We start from the raw sequence: 18,966 nt of genomic DNA on the forward strand, positions 1-18,966 counted from the left end.
ATGGAACATACTTGGCGTTGGTTTGGACCAAACGATGAAACAACGTTGACGGATATTCGTCAAACAGGCGCGACGGGTGTTGTGACCGCGTTGCATGAAATTCCTAATGGTGACGTTTGGCCAGTAGAGGCGATCAGAGCTCGTAAGGAAATGATCGAATCGCATTCACTGCGCTGGTCTGTGGTAGAAAGTGTGCCAGTGCATGAAGACATTAAAAAGCGCACTGGTAACTACAAAGAGTACATTCAAAACTACAAGCAAACCCTGCTGAATTTGGCTGAATGTGGAATCGATACGGTATGTTACAACTTTATGCCAGTGTTGGATTGGACGCGTACGGATTTGGATTATGCATTGCCTGATGGCTCGCGTGCGTTGCGTTTCGATCAAACTGCGTTTGCGGCGTTTGAACTTTATATTCTAGAGCGTAAAGGGGCAGAATCTGAATACAGCGATGAAGAAAAAGCCCGAGCAAAAATCTTTATTGAAAACCTAAAAGAAGAAGATAAAAACCGTCTAGTGGCGAATATCATTGCAGGTCTTCCTGGTTCAGAAGAGAGCTACACTCTAGAGCAGTTTCGTTCTAAATTAGACGAATACGATGGTATCGACAAAGACAAACTTCGTGAACACTTGAAGCTTTTCTTGGAAGAAATTGTGCCAGCCGCAGAACAAGGCGGTTTACGTTTAGCGATTCACCCAGATGATCCACCACGTCCAATTCTTGGTTTACCACGCGTTGTCTCTGTCAAAGACGATATCGAATGGTTGCTTGGGGCAGTGCCAAGTCCTGTAAACGGCATAACTCTTTGTACTGGTTCTTATGGAGTTCGTGCTGATAACGACTTGGTCGACATGGTGCAACGCTTTGGCTCAAACATCTTCTTTACGCATTTAAGATCCACTAAACGTGAAGAAGTGGCAGGTAGCTTCCATGAAGCGTCCCACCTTGGTGGTGACGTAGACATGGTTGGCGTGGTTCGCGCGCTTCTTGTAGAAGAGAAAAAGCGTAACGACAACAACGCACCGCGTCCTATCCCAATGAGACCAGACCATGGCCATCAAATCTTGAATGACCTAGATAAAAACTCGAAACCGGGTTACTCGAAACTAGGCCGAATGAAAGGCTTGGCGGAAGTTCGTGGTTTAGAGTTAGGTCTTAAGAGTACGCTTTAATTTAAGCTGAATAGAATGGGTAAAAAAAGACCGAATAGTTTGCTATTCGGTCTTTTTGTTTTATCCAAGTTTTAACAAATTAATGCAAGGCAGCAGCAAGAATGGCTGACTGTAGGCTAGTTTATTCTATGGAAAGGACGCTTATAGTCGAGTCTGGTTGGTCTCTGTAACGTATCTTGGTCATCAGCTCCAGTGTAGAGATTGTCGTTCTTGATATAAATGATGTTGTGTTCTTCAGGGTAGAAGTGGGCGCCATCATATCGCATAGTGCGACTATCGACTTCGGTGACGATAGTGCCATCACTCAGCATAATGCCGTTTCCCAACGTGAATTTGCTAAATGATGTAGGATTCGGAGCCCCAGGTAAGGGGCTAGTGCAGCCAGCATCAAGGTAGTTTTTTATATCAGTGGTGAATTCGCTACGACTGAAGGATAACGTAACGATATCATAGTGCGCTTCACCGTCTACATGCCCGCATGACTTTCTCCAAGAGCCTTCAAGGTCACTGGTCGTCACGGTGGCGTTGTATACTTTTTCGGGGTCGTCAGGATTGTTTTCTGTGTCGTTACCTTCGCTCTCGGCATCTTCGATTTCTGTGACAGGGCTTTCGTCGCTGCCATTGAAATAATTCCCAATTTTGGTATAGCTTTCATTACCTACGCAGCCAGCCATGAGTACCGAAACTAGGCATACCAATACAAGCTTTTCCATAGCGTTTTTTCCTTACGATCTTGCCATTTCTAAATGGGAGGAAAATAGTCTCGCATAAGGCGAGCAGTAGTAACAAGCATTACACCTGCTCGCTTTTTAATCAAATTTCACTTTGTCTGTTTTGAGCAAAGCGGCACTGCTGGAGTTCACCAACTTGTCGTTCTTTCTTTCGATAAAGAAGACGTCTAAGTTTTCCTCTTTGGCGATTTTTGCGCCTTCCACTGGGCCAAGGCACAACATGGTGGTTGCCCATGCATCGCTTATTCTAGGGTCGGTGCCAAATACCGATGCCGAGACAAGGTCATGAGTGATTGGCTTGCCTGTGCTTGGGTTGATTATGTGCGAATACTCCACGCCATTATCGTCGAAGTGACGGTTATAAGTGCCTGATGTATCCAGTGTGACGCCATCTTCATTTTTGACCGTTATGACTTTATAAACTTTTGGACCACCTTCAGTAGAAGGGATTGGACTTTGAATGGCCACTCGCCATTTGTCGCCATTTGGCTTGTGTCCTTTGATTTTCATATCGCCACCAAATTGCACCATGTAATTATCGTAGCCTTTGGATTCTAATACATGACTTAACTTGCCAATGGTGTAACCTTCGCCCATAGAAGAAAAATCAAGCTGTAAGAAAGGACGCGTTTTACGCACGCGCATATTTTCTTCATCGATTTCAACTTTATCTATGCCTATTTCTGCTTTCAGAGCTGTGAGTTCTTCTGGTGTTGGCACATGAAGTTGGTCGGTTTTGAACCCCCATAGATCAAACAAAGGCCCAATAGTCGGGTCGTAACAACCTTCTGATTTCGCGTGTATGTCTTGGGCGATTTGAACCAGTTCGACAAAGTCTTGAGAAACAGGTTGCCAGGCCACAGAAGGGCTGCGGTTGAACTCGGAAATGAAAGAATCTGGACGATAAGTAGAAAGTTCTTTATCAATCTGGGCAAGAGTATCGTTAAATGCAGCTTGTACCTCTGTTACTGGAACCGCGTCTTCAGACCAAAAGCTGATTTGATAGGTTGTGCCTTGGGCATAGCCTTCAACCGTTTCCAGTTTTGGTGGCTCACTGCAACCCACTAAAAACGTTGTCATCAGAATAGTACTAAAGCCCGCAACCCTGGTTACATTAAAACCAGATTTTATCGAAGTAGACATGTGATTTAAGCCTTATGAAAAGTAAATTCAGTAAGTTTACCAGTGGATTATGATCAACTCTATCAACCAGCTTACCATCCACACTTATGTGCATTTTGTTGTTCTACTTTTGTTTTCAAAGTTCTGGAAGCAGGCCATTTCTAACCGCGCCGGGGGATATACCTGTCATTCGTTTGAAGGCTCGACTAAACGATGCTGTTGAGCTATAGCCAAGGCGATCTGCGATTTCGTCAAGATTCAGGTTGTCTTGGCTGATCCATTGGCTTGCGAGCCGCATGCGCAGATTGCCTAGATATTGCTGTGGTGTGGAATGGGTTAATTCGGTAAAGCGCTCAGCAAAGACAGAACGTGAAACGCCCATCTCACAAGCCATATCTGCTACCGACCATTGTCGACCTGGGTCATGGTGTAGGGCGGATAAAACCTGTGCCAATTTGGGGTCGCGCATGGCTTCAACCCAGCCGCACACATCGCATCCAACTTCTACCCAACGACGTAAAATCGCAGCGGCCACGACATCGGCAAGCCTTGTTAAAATGACGCTATATCCAGGTCGTTTTGCCTTTAGTTCTTTGGTCATGACATCAAGAATGGCCGGGATTTGAGGGTCATAATCGGGCACGGTTTCAATATGCATGACTTCGGGCTTCAAATGGGCTAATGGATGAAGCCAGCCTAAGTTGAACTCCATCGCACAACTGAAAATAAAGTTGTCTTTTGATCTACAGATTTCGGTATCACAAGCACGGATTTCAGAGGAGGCATCACACAGCGATACTTTTTCAAAGGCATCGATACTGACTAATGGCACGCCGTCTTCGCTATAAATATCGTGCGCTCCAGCGCAAGGCAACAATACAGCATCGCCACAGGCAAGCTCTTGTACTGCGCCACTCTTGGTTCGAAGTAATACTGAGCCTTGGCCGATAAAATGAAAGTACGCCAATTTTGTATCGGCTCCTTCTCCATATTTCAGGCCAAATGGCGCTGAAATTTCGATACGTCGGTATTCAAGGCCTTTAAGGCGAACACCGGACAGAAGCTCGTTTACCATGTCGTGTTGGGTTTTATTGGTGATGTTGTTTTGCGTGGAAAGTTGCATAGCGCTCCGGACGATATGGTATAAATTTAAGATATATTGGTATATATCGTCTGGCCTGTCCATATTATTCTGTGCATATTGTTCGATAGGCAATGTACAAACATTTATATCTAGAGGATTTTCAATGACGAATACCATAAATGAGCCGTCCATGCAGACAAAAGAAACACCTGCCTGGTGGGCTGTGATAGCGATGACGTTAGGTGTTTTTGGGTTGGTCACGGCAGAGTTTTTGCCTGCTAGCCTTCTTACTCCGATGGCGTCAGACCTTTCCATTACCGAAGGTATGGCTGGTCAAGCGGTTTCGGCTACTGCTATTTTGGCGGTGGTCGCCAGCCTTTTAACGGCTACTGTGACCCGCAGAATAGATCGTCGATACGTATTGCTGGGCTTCTCTGTGCTATTAATTATCTCAAGCGCTTTGGTTGCGCTTGCTCCAAATTTCTTCTTGCTGTTGGCCGGTAGGGTGTTACTTGGTATTGCACTGGGTGGTTTCTGGACCATGGCGGCCGCTGTCGTTATGCGCTTGGTTCCCGATAAAGACATTCCTCGTGCGTTGGCTATTATGTTTAGTGGGGTGTCGGCCGCGACGATTTTTGCGGCGCCGCTTGGCAGCTACCTCGGTGGTACTATTGGCTGGCGTAATGTCTTTTGGCTTGTTGCTTTACTAGGGGTTATGGTTCTTTTCGTCCAGCTTGCGACCTTACCGAAAATGCCTCCTCGTGGGCGAGCGACATTGGGTACATTGTTAGCAGTGATGAATCGACCTCGAATGAAGTTTGGCCTAATAATGCTGGTGCTTATTTTTACGGGGCACTTCGCTTTATTTACTTATGTCCGACCCTTTCTTGAAAACGTAACAGGCGTGGCTACGGCTGGTATTTCTGGCATCTTATTAGGTTTTGGCGTGGCGAACTTCATTGGGACTCACTTAGCCGGTGTGTTAATTGCGCGATCTCTGCGTCTTACTTTAACGCTTGCACCATTGATCATTGGCTTAGCTGGAATCGGGATGGTCAGCATTCAGGGCGCTATTGCTCCAACTGCTGTATTGGTAGCGATTTGGGGCATGGCGTTTGGTGGCGTGCCTGTCGGTTGGTCTACCTGGATTACACGTAGTGTACCGGACGAAGCTGAAAGTGGTGGTGGGCTTTTGGTTGCGGCTATTCAAGTAGGGATTGCAACCGGTGCTGCAGCGGGCGGATTGGTGTTTGATGCAAGTGGTGCTTTGGGGGTCTTTAGTATCGCTGCATTGATACTGTTGGCGGCTTCCTTGTTTGTCTCAATCGGCTTGAGGGTTAAGCCCTCTGCAGCCGCAAAAGCCATTTAATTCAAACATCTTCTATCTATTGGGCTATCGTTATAAGTCGACTTGAAAGTGTGTGTATTGCTAATAAATACGGAATAGACGGGGACGGGGTAAAATAAAAGTAAATTGTCACAAGGAACCGAGTAGCAAGTGCTCCTCGGTTCCTTTATCTTTTTGGATGTTAGTACTTTATCTATTAACCAAGATGTTTAGGGCAGACGCTAGTAACACTTAGCCGTTTTATTCTGGGCGACTAAGTCTTCATAAATTGGTAGGTTTTTACTTAAATTTGCCTGCAAATCTTTAATGCGAGTGGAGTTGGAAGGGTGAGTAGATAGCAGCTCCGGTGCTTTGCTTTCACCTCCTGCACTCATATTACGCCATAATTGAACGCTTTCTCGTGGATCAAAGCCCGCTTTTGCCATATAGCTTAGGCCAAGTAAATCTGCCTCAGACTCATGAGAGCGGCTAAAGGGTAAAATAATGCCTACTTGCGCTCCTATGCCTAGCGCTTGGAAGATGGCTATTTTTTCTGGCGACTCTTCACCACTCAATTGATACCCCAACGCCAAAGCTTGGCTTGTTGCCAACTGAGTCGACACGCGTTCGTTACCGTGGCGGGCAATAACATGGGCTAATTCATGACCGACCACAGCGGCTAATTGTGATTGGTTTTCTGCAACAGTCAAAAGTCCCGTATAAATACCAACTTTGTATCCAGGTAAGGCAAATGCATTCACTTGTTCATCGTTAAACAGCACCACTTCCCAGTCTTGGTTGCGATACTTTTCTGGCAACACCGCAATTAATGAATCTGCCACACATTGAACTTGCTCGCGCAATTTAGCATCAGATGAAGCCGGTATTTCTTTCTTCATTTCCGTGAAAGATTGAACGCCCATCTCATTCATCTGGCTATCAGGCAGCACGGCAAACTGTTTGCGCCCTGTTGGTGATGAACTACAACCGACCATCACAGCCAAAGCCGCCGCCATCGCTATCTTTAAAGAAACCTTCTTAAACACCATTATAAAACCGCCTTCTTTGTAATGGACTGTTTGATATGCCTGCCATTATAGAGAAGGGGTTTTATTATAAGCAACTGGGGCTAGTGTGGTTTGTTCGTCTTATCCTTTATTTTGACTTACTACACTCTCTGTACCAAAATATACCAACTATTGGTACAGAAGGAGGAAGGAATGCCTAAAAATACAAGCATTAGTTTAGGTAGTCATTTTGATCAGTTTATTGCACAGCAAATAGCAGATGGGCGATACGCCTCCGCTAGTGAAGTCATCCGTGCTGGATTGCGTAAACTTGAAGATGATGATCAAAAACTTAAAGCACTGCAAAGCTTAATACAAGAAGGTGTTGCTAGTGGCACTGCCGAATACAGCTATGAAGGCTTGATGAAAGAGCTTGATGACGAATTGGGTAAATGAATTTGTTTACTTTGTCGAACGCGGCACGTGCCGACATTAAGCAAATAGCTACCTATACACAGAAAGTATGGGGTTCAGACAAGCGTAGAACTTACATCAAAGAATTAGATGCAACGATGCTTTTTTTAGCAGATAACCCTATATCAGGTACGCAATGTGACTATATAGCTTCAGGCTTACGGAAACACCAACATCAAAGCCATACTATATTTTATGAAATTCAAAGGGACTCAATCTTTATTGTTCGGGTACTTCATAAAAGCATGGATGTCGAGTCGAAGTTTTGAGGTTGCTGGCCGAATAACAGTAGGTATAGTGATTATATAAAGGTCGGGAATACTAAGCATTCGAATGGAACCAAAGGATGAAATCCACAAATCCTTGGCACTTCTATCAAAAATCATTGTCTATTCACCACCATGTGTATTTTTCCTTTATGATAGTCGCCATTAGAATTTGAATTAAACTTGGAAACAGAGAATATGAGTAACACGCCCGAACACAAGCCACGTCCAATGGTGGATCTTATTGTTAGTGTCATTTTGCCATCTTTTATTTTGATGAAGTTAAGTGGTGAAGATAAGCTAGGTACGACTGGCGGTTTAATCGCAGCGTTGGCGTTTCCCTTAGGCTGGGGGATTTATGAGTTAGTTAAGTACAGGAAGTTCAACTTCATTGCCTTGTTGGGTTTGTTCAGTGTGTTGCTGACAGGCAGTATTGGCTTGTTCGAGTTAGATAATAAATGGCTGGCGATTAAAGAAGCAGCGATTCCTGCGGTTATTGGGGTGGCTGTTTTGATCTCGACATTTACACCGTATCCTTTGGTGCGAGCGATGTTCTTTAACGCTGCGATCATGGACGTTGAAACCATTAAGCAAAAGCTTGAAGAGAACAACAGCACAGAAATGTTTGAAAAGCGATTAATGAAAGCCACGTATTTCATTGCAGGCTCTTTTGCCTTTTCTGCGACAATGAATTATGTCTTGGCAAAATGGATCGTTACCAGTCCAGCAGGAACGGAAGCCTTTAACGAAGAACTGGGGCAGATGACTTTATACAGCTACCCAATGATCGCTATTCCATCCATGATCATGCTAATGGCGATATTTTATTACCTATGGCGCAGCATCCAAAAAGCCACAGGATTGAAGCTAGAAGACTTAATCGTTAAAAAATAATCCCTTCACAGACATCTTCCGAACATATTTAGTGGCTCACACACCTTTTTATTCAAAATGCTATGGATCTGAAAAGCGTTTAATAAAGAGGTGTTTGCCCTCTAAATCCTCTCTTAAGTCCCTTATCCAGTACTTAATGACCCTTTCTTTAAAATGGGTTTGAAAGCGACGCAATAACCTAGTCGGTTTTAGTGTTGCTCTAGTCGTTTCCAGCTAGTTCTCCTACTAGCCGAAAAATTACACTGAGTTCATTGCTTAATAGCCCTAAAGGACAGAACAATGAACGCAGCAGAGTTACATGATAAGTCTATTATTATTGACGGTTTGATTTGTGCGAAGTGGAACCGTGAGCTATTTGAAGACATGGCGAAAGGTAAGCTGACCGCAGCGAATTGTACTGTGTCGTTCTGGGAAAACTTTGAAGGTACGGTGCGCAATGTTGTCGAGATGAATCAATTGATCGAAGCCAACAGTGATTTGCTAACCAAAGTCTACACGACAAAAGACATTCACCGAGCGAAAGCTGAAGGCAAAACAGGCGTAATGATGGGCTTTCAAAACGCTCATGCATTTGAAGACCAAATTGGTTACGTGCAGATCTTTAAAGACCTTGGCGTTGGTATTGTGCAGATGTGCTACAACACACAAAACTTGGTTGGTACGGGTTGTTACGAACGTGACGGCGGTTTGTCTGGTTACGGCCGTGAAATTGTCGCGGAAATGAACCGTGTTGGTATGTTGTGTGATCTATCTCATGTTGGTCCAAATACTGCGAAAGAAGTCATCATCGAATCCAAACAACCCGTTGCCTATTCACACTGCCTTCCAGCAGGTTTGAAAGAGCATCCACGTAACCGTACAGACGAAGAATTGAAGTTCATTGCTGATAATGGCGGTTTTGTTGGTGTCACCATGTTTGCTCCTTTCTTAAAAGCCGGCATCAATGCAACAGTCGATGATTATGTAGAAGCCATTCAATACATCTACAACATCGTTGGTGAAGATGCGATCGGTATTGGCACTGACTTTACTCAAGGTCACGGCTACGATTTCTTCGAATACCTAACTCACGATAAAGGCTATGCCCGTCGCTTGACTCGCTTTGGTGAGATCATCAATCCACTGGGTATGCGTACTGTAGGTGATTTCCCGAATTTGACCGAGGCGCTGTTGAAGCATGGCTTCAGCGAGCGTCAGGTACAGAAGATTATGGGTGAAAACTGGGTAAATCTATTAAAAGAAGTTTGGGGCGAATAAAGCTACAGCGCTCGTAACGCTTTGCAGGGTTTGGTTATAACACAAAGAATTTAAGGAATTAGATATGACTGTTCATGCACCAGAGATGCCTATAGAAGTTGATAGCGAAACCGGAGTTTGGAGTACAGATGCACTTCCAATGTTGTATGTACCTCGCCACTTTTTTGTGAACAACCACATGGGAATCGAAGATGAGATCGGCGAAGAACGTTACGCTGAGATTCTTTATAAGGCGGGTTATAAGTCAGCTTATTACTGGTGTGAGCAGGAATCAGCTTGCCACGGTATTTATGGCGAAGAGATCTGGCACCACTACTTGAGACGTTTGTCGCAACGTGGTTGGGGCTTCTTTATTACAGAAGAATTGGATATTGAAAAAGGCACTGCGAAAGTGCGTTTAGAGAATTCCGCTTTTGTTTATCACTACGAAAAAATTCACGGTAAAAAAGTGAATCGTAAAGTGGATTACATGTTCACAGGTTGGTTTGCTGGGGCGCTAGATCAAATAGCAGAAAGCAATGGATTGGCGGTTCGCACCAAGGCGATTCAGACTCAAAGCGCAGCAGAAGAAGGCTGTGATGTTGGGTATTTCCAAGTGTCGCCACTTTAGAATCTTTTTAACCTAAACCACGAAGATGCGATTGCCACGGGCAGGTGGTGATCGTAATCAGTAAAAGTTACACGTCGTTTTCAAGAAGGCAGGATGTTATGTCCCAGTATGATGCGTTGTTCGAACCACTAAATATTAATAAATTAACCATCCGCAATCGTATTGTCAGTACGGCTCATGCTGAGGTATATGCTACTGATGGCGGCATGACAACAGACCGTTACGTGAAATATTACGAAGAAAAAGCCAAAGGTGGCTGTGGTCTGTGTATATGTGGTGGTTCTAGTGTGGTGTCTATTGACAGCCCGCAAAGCTGGTGGAGTTCGGTCAATCTTTCGACAGATCGCATCATTCCTCATTTCCAAAATCTTGCTGATGCGGTTCATAAGCATGGTGGCAAGATTATGATCCAGATTTCTCACATGGGTCGTCGTTCTCGCTGGGATGGTGAAAACTGGCCTAACCTAATGTCTCCTTCTGGTATTCGTGAACCAGTTCACCGTGCAACTTGTAAAACCATTGAAGTTGAAGAAATGTGGCGTGTTATCGGTGATTTTGCTCAAGCAGCTCGCCGTGCCAAAGAAGGTGGATTGGATGGTGTAGAACTGTCTGCTGTTCACCAACACATGATTGACCAATTTTGGTCGCCACGTGTAAACAAGCGTACCGATGAATGGGGCGGAACGTTTGAAGGCCGTATGAAGTTTGGCATGGAAGTGCTTAAAGCTGTTCGTGCTGAAGTGGGTCCTGACTTTGTCGTTGGTATGCGTATCACGGGTGATGAGTTCCATCCTGATGGCTTGGGCCATGAAGAAATGAAGAAAATTGCCCAATACTACGATGCGACAGGCATGGTGGATTACTTTGGTGTGGTTGGTTCTGGTTGTGATACTCACAATACTTTGGCCAACGTTATTCCAAATATGAGCTATCCGCCTGAGCCGTTTTTATATTTGGCTGCTGGCATCAAAGAAGTCGTTAATGTTCCAGTAATCCATGCGCAAAATATCAAAGATCCGAACCAAGCGAAGCGTATTCTTGAAGCAGGTTATGTCGATTTTGTTGGTATGACTCGTGCTCATATTGCTGATCCGCACTTTATTGCCAAAATCAAGATGGATCAGGTTGATCAGATTCGTCAGTGTGTGGGTGCAAACTACTGTATCGACCGTCAGTACCAAGGTTTGGACGTGTTGTGTATCCAGAATGCGGCAACATCTCGTGAGTACATGGGCTTGCCACATGTTATCGAAAAAACAACGGGTGTCATTCGTAATGTGCTCGTTGTCGGTGGCGGCCCTGGCGGTCTTGAAGCGGCACGTGTTGCAGCGGAACGTGGTCATAAAGTGACTTTGCTTGAGAAAGCAAGTGAGCTAGGTGGTCAGTTAGTCTATGCGGCCAAAGCGCCTCAGCGTGATCAAATTGCGGGTATTACTCGTTGGTTAGTGATGGAAGTGGAGCGCCTAGGCGTTGACGTACGTTTAAATACGTCAGCGGATGAAGCCATGGTTAAAGAGTTGAACCCAGATGTATGTATCTTGGCGACTGGTGGTCGTCCATTTATCGAACAGAATGAAGAGTGGGGCGCTGCTGAAGGTTTGGTTGTTTCTTCTTGGGATATTCTGAGTGGTGCGGTTGAACCAGGCAAAAATGTCTTGGTATACGACACTATTTGTGAATTCTCAGGTATGTCTGCAGCCGATTATTTGGCGTCTAAAGGCTCTTTGGTTGAATTGGTGACTGACGATATTAAACCTGGTGTTGGTGTTGGCGGTACGACGTTCCCAACTTACTACCGTTCTTTGTACGAGCGTGAAGTTATCATGACGTCCGATATGCTGTTAGACAAAGTATATCGTGAAGGCAACAGCTTAGTGGCTGTGCTTGAAAATGAGTACACTGCACAGAAAGAAGAACGTGTGGTTGATCAAGTCGTGATTGAGAACGGTACGCGTCCAAACGAAGAGTTGTACTACGCACTAAAATCAAGTTCTCGTAATAAAGGCCAAATTGATAACGAAGCTTTGTTTGATATTAAGCCTCAGCCAGTGCTTGAAGGTGGATCAGATGAGGGCATGATCTTGTGGCGTCTCGGAGACTGTGTCTCTCAGCGTAACGTTCATGCTGCTATGTATGATGCTCTTCGCCTTTGCAAAGACTTGTAGGGGAGCGATTACTGCGCTCGTAAATACCTGGTTAAAAATGAACTCGAAATGCTCTTTTATTGTTACTAGCTGAGCTTTCTTGTTCATTTTTGCCTTGTCTTTACTGGGTTCGTTAAATCGCTAATGCATATATGAGTAAATACTGTATGTGCCTTCTGTATTTATAATGATGAGGACTCATCATGATTCTTGATTGGTTACCTCCAACTTTGATTGGTTTTCTTCTTGTGCTAGCGGGGATTGGTGCTATCCGCCGCATGAATTTATGGCGCGCAGGACAGGCTGAAAAAGTCAATATTCTGGCTGGTTTGCTGGCGATGCCAAAACGCTATTTGCATGACCTTCACCATGTTGTAGAACGGGATAAATACATGTCTCGTACACACGTTGCAACGGGTGGTGGTTTCGTCTTAGCCATGGTGCTAGTACTGTTTGTTCACCTATTTGGCGTTAAGAGCGAAATTCTTGCTTGGGCGCTACTAGCGGCTTTGGTATTGATGTTTTGTGGTGCTTTGTTTGTTTATAAGCGCCGCATGAACCCGCCATCGCGCCTTTCTAAAGGTCCGTGGATGCGCTTGCCGAAAAGCCTACTGACTTTTTCTATCACCTTTTTTGTACTGACTTTACCTGCTGCAGGAATTCTTCCTGAAGGAACGGGTGGTTGGGTACTTACGCTTGTATTGTCTGTTCTTATTTTAATGAGCCTAAGTGAAATGCTGTTTGGCATGACGTGGGGCGGGCCAATGAAGCACGCTTTTGCAGGGGCTTTGCATCTTGCTTTTCACCGTCGTCCAGAACGCTTTGGTGGTGGCCGTTCCACTGGCTTGAAACCGGCTGTTTTAGGTGAGGCATCCCATGGCGTTGCGAAACCTACGGATTTCAAATGGAACCAATTATTAGGTTTTGATGCTTGTGTACAGTGCGGTCGTTGTGAAGCGGTTTGCCCAGCATTCGCAGCAGGTCAGCCATTGAATCCCAAGAAACTTATTCAAGACATGGTGGTAGGTTTTGCTGGTGGTACGGATGCAAAGTATGCAGGTAGTCCTTACCCTGGTGTGGACGTTGGTAACGCGAAAGGTGCACCGGACCAGATTATCACTAATGGTTTGATCAGCTCAGATACGCTTTGGTCATGTACGACATGTCGTGCTTGCGTAGAAGAGTGCCCGATGATGATCGAACATGTGGACGCCATTGTTGATATGCGTCGTTTCTTGACCCTAGAAAAGGGCGAGACACCAAACAAAGGTGCTCAAGTTCTGGAAAACATTATCGCTACAGATAACCCGAATGGTTACTCGCCAGCGAGCCGAACTCACTGGGCGGCAGACCAAAACCTGAATTTGATGAAAGATGTGAAGCAAGCGGATGTGTTGTTCTGGGTGTCTGATGGTGCCTTTGATATGCGCAGTCAGCGAATTTTACGTGCGTTTGTGAAACTAATGAAAGCAGCAAATATTGACGTTGCGATCTTGGGTGATGAAGAGCTAGACAGCGGTGATGTTGCTCGTCGATTAGGTGACGATGCGGCTTTCCAAAGTTTAGCGAAGCGTAACTTGGCGACGTTGTCGAAATACAGCTTTAAAACAATCGTAACGACAGACCCGCATGCATTTCATTGCTTGAAAAATGAATACGGTGACTTTGGTTCTGATGCCCTTAAAGGCGTTGAAGTATTGCACCACACGACCTTCTTGAATCGTTTGGTGAAAGAGGGCCGTTTACAGCTAGATACTTTTAAAGGTGGCAAGGTTACTTATCATGATCCGTGTTATTTGGGCCGCTACAATGGTGAATATGACGCACCGCGTGAATTGTTGGCTAGCTTAGGTATTGATGTTGCTGAAATGGAACGTTCTGGTTACCGCTCTCGTTGTTGTGGCGGTGGCGGTGGCGCTCCGATTACGGATATTCCTGGCGAACGCCGTATTGCAGATATGCGTATGGAAGATGTGGTTAGCACTGGTGCCGAAATGGTTGCCGTGGGTTGTCAGCAATGTACTGCTATGCTTGAAGGTGTTGTAGAACCAAGACCTGTTGTAAAAGATATTGCTGAAATTCTTGTTAGTCAACTTTCTGAGGAGGTGAACTCATGAGCGAATTTCCCTCAACTGAGGCGACTTCAAGCGGTCTTCTAAGACGTGATCCAAGAACTGAATGGATTGCCCGTAACCGTTTGCACCCATTGCATAGCAGTGTGGTATCGGCAGGACAAGGCGAAGTGCGTGGTCCAACAGGGCTATTGCGTAAAAATCCTCACGTCATTGGCTTTATTGGCCCAAATGGGATCAAGCGTATCGACAGGGCTAACTTGTCAGCTGCTGGTCTTAATAGTAAAAAACGCGCTGGCGAAGCGAAAGAAGTTCAGCTGCCATTGCATGTTGTTGATAATCCAGACGGTTACATTATGGTGGTAGCCGATATGATTGGCGGTCGTCTGACCAGCCATGACAAAGACATTCTTGGGTTGGCACATCAACTTGTGGCTGAAAATAAAGCCGCTGACAAAGGCAATATTGCCGTTGTACTAGTGTGTTTTGGTGAAAGTAAAGAAACCCAGTTTGATTTAGCGGGTGTCGATCGTCTGCTTCATATTACAGGCCAAGAGTTTGAAGGCTTTGCGCCAGAGGCAAGATTATCTGCTTTGATGCAAATAGAAGCTCAATATAAACCAGAGAACTGGTTGTTCCCCGATAGTATCCATGGTGGCACTGATTTAGCGTGCCGTTTAGCATCGCGTTTGGGAGAGCGTCCAGCAACGCAAGCTTGGCAAGTTACGGCAACCAGTACAGTAAGTCGTGGCGCGTCTGGAAGCTGTGATATTAGTAGAGAAACACCACGTATTTTGATGCTGATGGAAGAGTGTGCCAATGCCATTGAAGATACTCGACATCAAGTACTGGATCTAGAATTTGATGTTAATAGCGTCGATACCGGTGACAATTATCGCTTGATTGATCAGGGGCAAATTGAAGTCGATTCTAACGCTGTGCCTTTAGCGGAAGCTGAGTTTATCTTATCGGCTGGTAATGGTATCCATAATTGGGATCAATTCCATGCGGTCGCGGCGGCACTACGTGCTACTGAAGGCGCAAGTCGTGTAGCAGTAGACGATGGCTTTATGCCTCGTTCTCGCCAAGTTGGGGCATCTGGAACTTGGGTTACGGCACGTGTTTATCTGGCTGTTGGTATTTCTGGTGCGATTCAGCATATGCAAGGTATTGGGCAGTGTGACAAGGTGGTTGCGATTAATACCGATGCGGGCTGTGACATGGTGAAGCGTGCCGACTTAGCTGTTATTGAAGACAGTGAGGCTGTTTTGGAAGCACTGATGAAACTTGCTCAAGAACATTATTCATCAAAGGAACAGGAGAAGAGTGATGCCGCCTAAAGTTAATGTGGTTTCTTTGGTTTCTATTGGTCGTCACCCTCAGTCAGGTCGATCACGTCGTGCTGAGCAAGATGGTAGAGCTGTTGAGCTAGGTTTGAAACTGTCGAAAAAGTCTTTAACAGTTGTTCACGCTGGTGATGCTCAAGAACCCGTGCTGCGTCAATATGCAGGTATGGGGTTAGATTCGTTGACAGTCTTACCGCAACCGGCTGATGGCGATGCCTTGCCAATCTTGGTTGATTTCTTGAAAAGCAGTAAAGCACAAGTAGTACTAACGGGAGTTCGTGCCGAAAGTGGCGAGTCTTCTGGTATGTTGCCCTATTTATTGGCTGAACAACTCGGCTGGCCATTAGTGCCTCGCGTTGCAGAAATTTTGACAATAAAACAGGGTGCTGCAGAAGTTCTGTTGGCTTTACCTCGTGGTCAGAGGCGTTCGGTTATTGTCAGCCTGCCTTTTATTGCTACAGTTGATAATGCCGCTGCTGAAGCGCGTCAAACGGCTTTCGGGCCAGGACTAAGGGCAGATTTTAAAGTATTGGATGTTAACAGTGTGAAGGATGAGGCTATGGCAACGTGGCAAATTAGCGCTGCCAAGCCTCGCCCTAAGCGTTTGAAAGTAGTGAAAGCCAAAACTGCAGCTGACCGAATGAAGGCCGCAACGGCGAAACCTGTTGGCGGTGGTGGCAAAGTCATGAAAAATGAAACGGCAGCTGAAAAGGCCCAAGCTATATTCGACTTATTATTAGAAGAAAAAGTGGTGCGCTAGACCACTGTTTAGGTATAAGCTGTTAGTCCATTGTTGCTTAACTGAACAAGCATTTTGTATATAGGTATGCGTTATGATGATTGTAGACTTAATTGATGAAGTCGACTTCAAGGAAAAGCTGATAGCCCTTGGGGCGCCTGTTACTTTAGAGCAAAGTTTGCCTGAAGTGCAGGAAGCCGTTTTGTCTTGGTTGCAGCAGTATCCTGAACAGACGCCTTTCATTAAAGACCTTTGCTTATCAATGCAAAAAGAAAACACGACGGTACTACCTGAAGTATATAGTGTCATAGCTGCATTTAGTTAATCTGCATCAATTTACGATACTTATAAAGCACCAATGCAATGCTACTAAGGCTGCTTTATAAGTACGTTTTCCTTTAGATATTTCCTCTCTAAAATCCTTACACTTCCTGTGAAATATAATCTGTTTATCTGATTGTATTTTTTTACAGCTTTATGTGCTTTTTAGATACATAAATTAGCATATTTAAACTACTCTAAATGTTGTTGATAAAGTATTTTTTAGTAAATTGAGGGAGTGAAGGAAAAGTAAGGAAGTACTGATTTCTACTAACTAGCTAATCAAGCGATATGAAGTATCAAAATTAGATTCTTTTAAAAGGTATTTCTCATATTGAATGAGTTCTCTGTGGACTTATCGTAAGCCCTTTCAGAGCCTTAATATTGGTGAATAGAATATTTGGATGACGTTTATGAAGATAAAAACCAAGCTATTGATTGCTTTTTCTGTTGCTACTTTATTGCCTGTTTTAGTGGTTAGTGCAATAACTGGCTTTCTTGCTTCTGATCAAGCGCTAAAAGGCTTTACGAAAAATAGTGGACAAACTATAGGAGCTGTAGAAGACACCTTTGATCAATTTCTTACCGATATTAAATACGTTGTTGCTTTTATTGCTGAAAGTGATGCGATAACAGATCCAAATGCAGAACCTTTAACAACTTATCATGATAAACAGGGCAAAGCGCCAAGCAAGATTGCTGCGCAAAATGGCGGTCGAGAGGCTGAGGTTTTTAACTTGTTTGAGGCGATAGGCAAAAATAATCCTAACTATGTATACGTTTACACTGGTGATGTTGGCGATGGTTACATGGAGTGGCCAGGGACTTATGAATATGCAGAATGGCATCCAAAAAAACGCGCTTGGTATTCAAGAGCCCTAGAAACGCCTAATCAAGTGGCACTTCGAGACGCCTATTATTGGGAACCTGATGATGCTGTGTATGTATCAGCGGTACGTACTTATAACAAAGGCAATAATATTGGTGGTGTTGTCGCTGTTGATGTGTCTATAAAGACATTAACTGAAATGGCGAATAGAACGAAACTGGGCAATTCCGGTAGCCTTATGGTAATCGAAAACACTGGAACTATTTTGGTCGATGCCCTTCATGCTGAGAATAATTTTAAGAAAATTACCGAGCTAGACGGTGAGGCTTATCAAGCCATTGCCAATACATCTGATGGCGTCGTTAATTTCGAGCTAGATGGAAGAGACTATTATGCCAATGTTTATACTTCCCCAAATTTAGACTGGAAGTTTGTAGGTTTAATGCCTGCTGCAGAAATTTATTCAAGCACGGTTGAAATGATTAAAACCACGACGATCGTCTGCGTGTTGCTTTTGATTGTATTTGGTGTGGTTGCATTCTTAATGGCGAAAGGTTTGATCACGCCAATTGAGTCTGTTTCGAAACATTTGCAAATTCTTGCTGAAGGCGAGGGGGATTTAACTTCTCAAATTTCGATCAACACCAATGATGAGACAGGTACTTTATCTAATTGGTTTAATCAATTTATCGAAACGACTCGAAAACTTATAGTCGGTATTAAGAAGTCCAGTATTCAAATTGATAAAATCGCCGCTGAAACCTCAGCGAAAGCGAGTGAAGTGGCTCAGTCTGCGACAACGCAACTGCAGTCCATAGAGTTGATTGCCGAAGCTGGTCAGCAGATGTTGATAGCGTCGAATGAAGCGGCTGAAAGCTGCGCCAATTCAGCTCAATTCTCTGAGAAAGGCTTGGAAACGACGATAGCAGGTAAGAATTTACTAAAAAGCAGTGCTGAAGGGGTGAATCGTTTAGGTACTCGCTTAAAAGAGTCGAATCAGATTATTACGGAACTGCAAAAAGAGACCACGAATATCAATCAGATTCTGTCAACGATTCAAGGTATCGCAGAGCAAACTAATTTGTTGGCATTAAATGCCGCAATAGAAGCGGCGCGTGCCGGTGAACAAGGCCGGGGTTTTGCTGTTGTCGCCGACGAAGTGCGAACCCTTGCTGGGCGTACCCAAGAGTCGACCGAACAGATTAGCAATATTTTGGGGCTTCTTGCGAACAGAACGAAACAAGCGTCAGATTCTATGATGATAAGTGTAACGGAATCAGAAAATGCGATTAATTTATCTGACCAAGCACTCGTATCGTTCGAGCAGATTGAAGAAGTGGTTAAACAAATGCGTGATATGACGATGCAGACCGCGGCTTCTGCAGAAGAGCAGCGTGCAGTAACCGAAGGGGTTAATGAAAACATTAATTCAATCAGTGAGTCTGCGCACAGAGTATCGGATATATCTGGTGACGTTGCTGAACTGTGTCGCAAGCAAGATGAATTGAGTAAACAGTTACACGTGATGGTGGTTCGTTTCCGTACGGAGTAGACATCATTTATCACT

Annotated in this window: 17 protein-coding genes; 13 read left to right on the forward strand and 4 right to left on the reverse strand. The window is 44.6% G+C overall.

Features of this window, described 5'->3' with window-relative positions:
• Positions 1–1,176 carry a mannonate dehydratase gene (gene uxuA, locus DFP75_RS01870; RefSeq protein WP_110571802.1) on the forward strand — a complete coding sequence of 392 codons (1,176 nt, stop codon included), beginning with the start codon at positions 1–3 and terminating at the stop codon, positions 1,174–1,176.
• Between the two features lie 116 nt (positions 1,177–1,292).
• Here the strand turns inward: uxuA and DFP75_RS01875 are convergent, their stop codons facing one another.
• The 3 genes from DFP75_RS01875 to DFP75_RS01885 form a co-directional block, all read right to left on the reverse strand.
• On the reverse strand, positions 1,293–1,889 hold the full coding sequence (locus DFP75_RS01875) for a hypothetical protein (RefSeq protein WP_110571803.1): 597 nt from the start codon (positions 1,887–1,889) through the stop codon (positions 1,293–1,295).
• A gap of 96 nt (positions 1,890–1,985) precedes the next feature.
• Positions 1,986–3,050 (reverse strand): FAD:protein FMN transferase, encoded by a 1,065-nt coding sequence (locus tag DFP75_RS01880; protein ID WP_110571804.1) that lies wholly within the window; start codon positions 3,048–3,050, stop codon positions 1,986–1,988.
• 115 nt (positions 3,051–3,165) lie between these two features.
• A complete protein-coding gene (locus tag DFP75_RS01885; protein WP_110572805.1) occupies positions 3,166–4,152 on the reverse strand; it encodes an AraC family transcriptional regulator in 987 nt (328 codons plus the stop codon).
• A gap of 124 nt (positions 4,153–4,276) precedes the next feature.
• Here DFP75_RS01885 and DFP75_RS01890 point away from each other — a divergent pair, with 124 nt between their 5' ends.
• Positions 4,277–5,482: an MFS transporter gene (locus DFP75_RS01890; protein WP_110571805.1), complete on the forward strand. Its 1,206-nt coding sequence runs from the start codon at positions 4,277–4,279 to the stop codon at positions 5,480–5,482.
• Between the two features lie 200 nt (positions 5,483–5,682).
• Here DFP75_RS01890 and DFP75_RS01895 read toward each other — a convergent pair whose 3' ends face one another.
• A complete protein-coding gene (locus DFP75_RS01895; protein ID WP_110571806.1) occupies positions 5,683–6,489 on the reverse strand; it encodes a M48 family metallopeptidase in 807 nt (268 codons plus the stop codon).
• A 171-nt stretch (positions 6,490–6,660) separates the two neighbouring features.
• Here DFP75_RS01895 and DFP75_RS01900 point away from each other — a divergent pair, with 171 nt between their 5' ends.
• The 11 genes from DFP75_RS01900 (at position 6,661) to DFP75_RS01950 (ending at position 18,951) form a co-directional block, all read left to right on the forward strand.
• A complete protein-coding gene (locus DFP75_RS01900; RefSeq protein WP_110571807.1) occupies positions 6,661–6,903 on the forward strand; it encodes a type II toxin-antitoxin system ParD family antitoxin in 243 nt (80 codons plus the stop codon).
• Positions 6,900–7,190, forward strand: a complete 291-nt coding sequence (locus DFP75_RS18750; RefSeq protein ID WP_110571808.1) for a type II toxin-antitoxin system RelE/ParE family toxin — start codon at positions 6,900–6,902, stop codon at positions 7,188–7,190. Before DFP75_RS01900 ends, DFP75_RS18750 begins: the two co-directional genes overlap by 4 nt.
• Positions 7,191–7,385: 195 nt before the next feature.
• Positions 7,386–8,081 carry a VC0807 family protein gene (locus DFP75_RS01910; RefSeq protein WP_110571809.1) on the forward strand — a complete coding sequence of 232 codons (696 nt, stop codon included), beginning with the start codon at positions 7,386–7,388 and terminating at the stop codon, positions 8,079–8,081.
• A gap of 279 nt (positions 8,082–8,360) precedes the next feature.
• Entirely contained in the window at positions 8,361–9,338 is a 978-nt protein-coding gene (locus DFP75_RS01915) for a dipeptidase (protein WP_110571810.1), read from the forward strand.
• Between the two features lie 64 nt (positions 9,339–9,402).
• Positions 9,403–9,948: a DUF5943 domain-containing protein gene (locus tag DFP75_RS01920; RefSeq protein ID WP_110571811.1), complete on the forward strand. Its 546-nt coding sequence runs from the start codon at positions 9,403–9,405 to the stop codon at positions 9,946–9,948.
• A 98-nt stretch (positions 9,949–10,046) separates the two neighbouring features.
• Positions 10,047–12,113, forward strand: coding sequence for a dimethylglycine demethylation protein DgcA (gene dgcA, locus DFP75_RS01925; RefSeq protein WP_110571812.1), 2,067 nt, complete (start codon positions 10,047–10,049; stop codon positions 12,111–12,113).
• Positions 12,114–12,295: 182 nt separating this feature from the next.
• Entirely contained in the window at positions 12,296–14,209 is a 1,914-nt protein-coding gene (locus tag DFP75_RS01930) for a (Fe-S)-binding protein (protein WP_110571813.1), read from the forward strand.
• Complete coding sequence (etfA, locus tag DFP75_RS01935; protein ID WP_110571814.1) at positions 14,206–15,504, forward strand: electron transfer flavoprotein subunit alpha; 1,299 nt, start codon at positions 14,206–14,208, stop codon at positions 15,502–15,504. Before DFP75_RS01930 ends, etfA begins: the two co-directional genes overlap by 4 nt.
• Positions 15,494–16,270: an electron transfer flavoprotein subunit beta gene (etfB, locus tag DFP75_RS01940; RefSeq protein ID WP_110571815.1), complete on the forward strand. Its 777-nt coding sequence runs from the start codon at positions 15,494–15,496 to the stop codon at positions 16,268–16,270. The genes etfA and etfB overlap by 11 nt, the downstream gene beginning before the upstream one ends.
• A 73-nt stretch (positions 16,271–16,343) precedes the next feature.
• Entirely contained in the window at positions 16,344–16,574 is a 231-nt protein-coding gene (locus DFP75_RS01945; RefSeq protein ID WP_110571816.1) for a hypothetical protein, read from the forward strand.
• A gap of 409 nt (positions 16,575–16,983) precedes the next feature.
• A complete protein-coding gene (locus DFP75_RS01950; RefSeq protein ID WP_110572807.1) occupies positions 16,984–18,951 on the forward strand; it encodes a methyl-accepting chemotaxis protein in 1,968 nt (655 codons plus the stop codon).
• Positions 18,952–18,966 lie beyond the last annotated feature (15 nt).

This window comes from Marinomonas alcarazii (genome assembly GCF_003208215.1).
In the GTDB taxonomy this organism is placed as follows: Bacteria; Pseudomonadota; Gammaproteobacteria; order Pseudomonadales; family Marinomonadaceae; genus Marinomonas; species Marinomonas alcarazii.

What these genes read in the sequence shown, in the direction of transcription:
- uxuA (WP_110571802.1), top strand. Translation starts at nt 1, where the DNA reads ATGGAACATACTTGGCGTTGGTTTGGACCAAACGATGAAACAACGTTG.
- DFP75_RS01875 (WP_110571803.1), bottom strand. Translation starts at nt 1,889, where the DNA reads ATGGAAAAGCTTGTATTGGTATGCCTAGTTTCGGTACTCATGGCTGGC.
- DFP75_RS01880 (WP_110571804.1), bottom strand. Translation starts at nt 3,050, where the DNA reads ATGTCTACTTCGATAAAATCTGGTTTTAATGTAACCAGGGTTGCGGGC.
- DFP75_RS01885 (WP_110572805.1), bottom strand. Translation starts at nt 4,152, where the DNA reads ATGCAACTTTCCACGCAAAACAACATCACCAATAAAACCCAACACGAC.
- DFP75_RS01890 (WP_110571805.1), top strand. Translation starts at nt 4,277, where the DNA reads ATGACGAATACCATAAATGAGCCGTCCATGCAGACAAAAGAAACACCT.
- DFP75_RS01895 (WP_110571806.1), bottom strand. Translation starts at nt 6,489, where the DNA reads ATGGTGTTTAAGAAGGTTTCTTTAAAGATAGCGATGGCGGCGGCTTTG.
- DFP75_RS01900 (WP_110571807.1), top strand. Translation starts at nt 6,661, where the DNA reads ATGCCTAAAAATACAAGCATTAGTTTAGGTAGTCATTTTGATCAGTTT.
- DFP75_RS18750 (WP_110571808.1), top strand. Translation starts at nt 6,900, where the DNA reads ATGAATTTGTTTACTTTGTCGAACGCGGCACGTGCCGACATTAAGCAA.
- DFP75_RS01910 (WP_110571809.1), top strand. Translation starts at nt 7,386, where the DNA reads ATGAGTAACACGCCCGAACACAAGCCACGTCCAATGGTGGATCTTATT.
- DFP75_RS01915 (WP_110571810.1), top strand. Translation starts at nt 8,361, where the DNA reads ATGAACGCAGCAGAGTTACATGATAAGTCTATTATTATTGACGGTTTG.
- DFP75_RS01920 (WP_110571811.1), top strand. Translation starts at nt 9,403, where the DNA reads ATGACTGTTCATGCACCAGAGATGCCTATAGAAGTTGATAGCGAAACC.
- dgcA (WP_110571812.1), top strand. Translation starts at nt 10,047, where the DNA reads ATGTCCCAGTATGATGCGTTGTTCGAACCACTAAATATTAATAAATTA.
- DFP75_RS01930 (WP_110571813.1), top strand. Translation starts at nt 12,296, where the DNA reads ATGATTCTTGATTGGTTACCTCCAACTTTGATTGGTTTTCTTCTTGTG.
- etfA (WP_110571814.1), top strand. Translation starts at nt 14,206, where the DNA reads ATGAGCGAATTTCCCTCAACTGAGGCGACTTCAAGCGGTCTTCTAAGA.
- etfB (WP_110571815.1), top strand. Translation starts at nt 15,494, where the DNA reads ATGCCGCCTAAAGTTAATGTGGTTTCTTTGGTTTCTATTGGTCGTCAC.
- DFP75_RS01945 (WP_110571816.1), top strand. Translation starts at nt 16,344, where the DNA reads ATGATGATTGTAGACTTAATTGATGAAGTCGACTTCAAGGAAAAGCTG.
- DFP75_RS01950 (WP_110572807.1), top strand. Translation starts at nt 16,984, where the DNA reads ATGAAGATAAAAACCAAGCTATTGATTGCTTTTTCTGTTGCTACTTTA.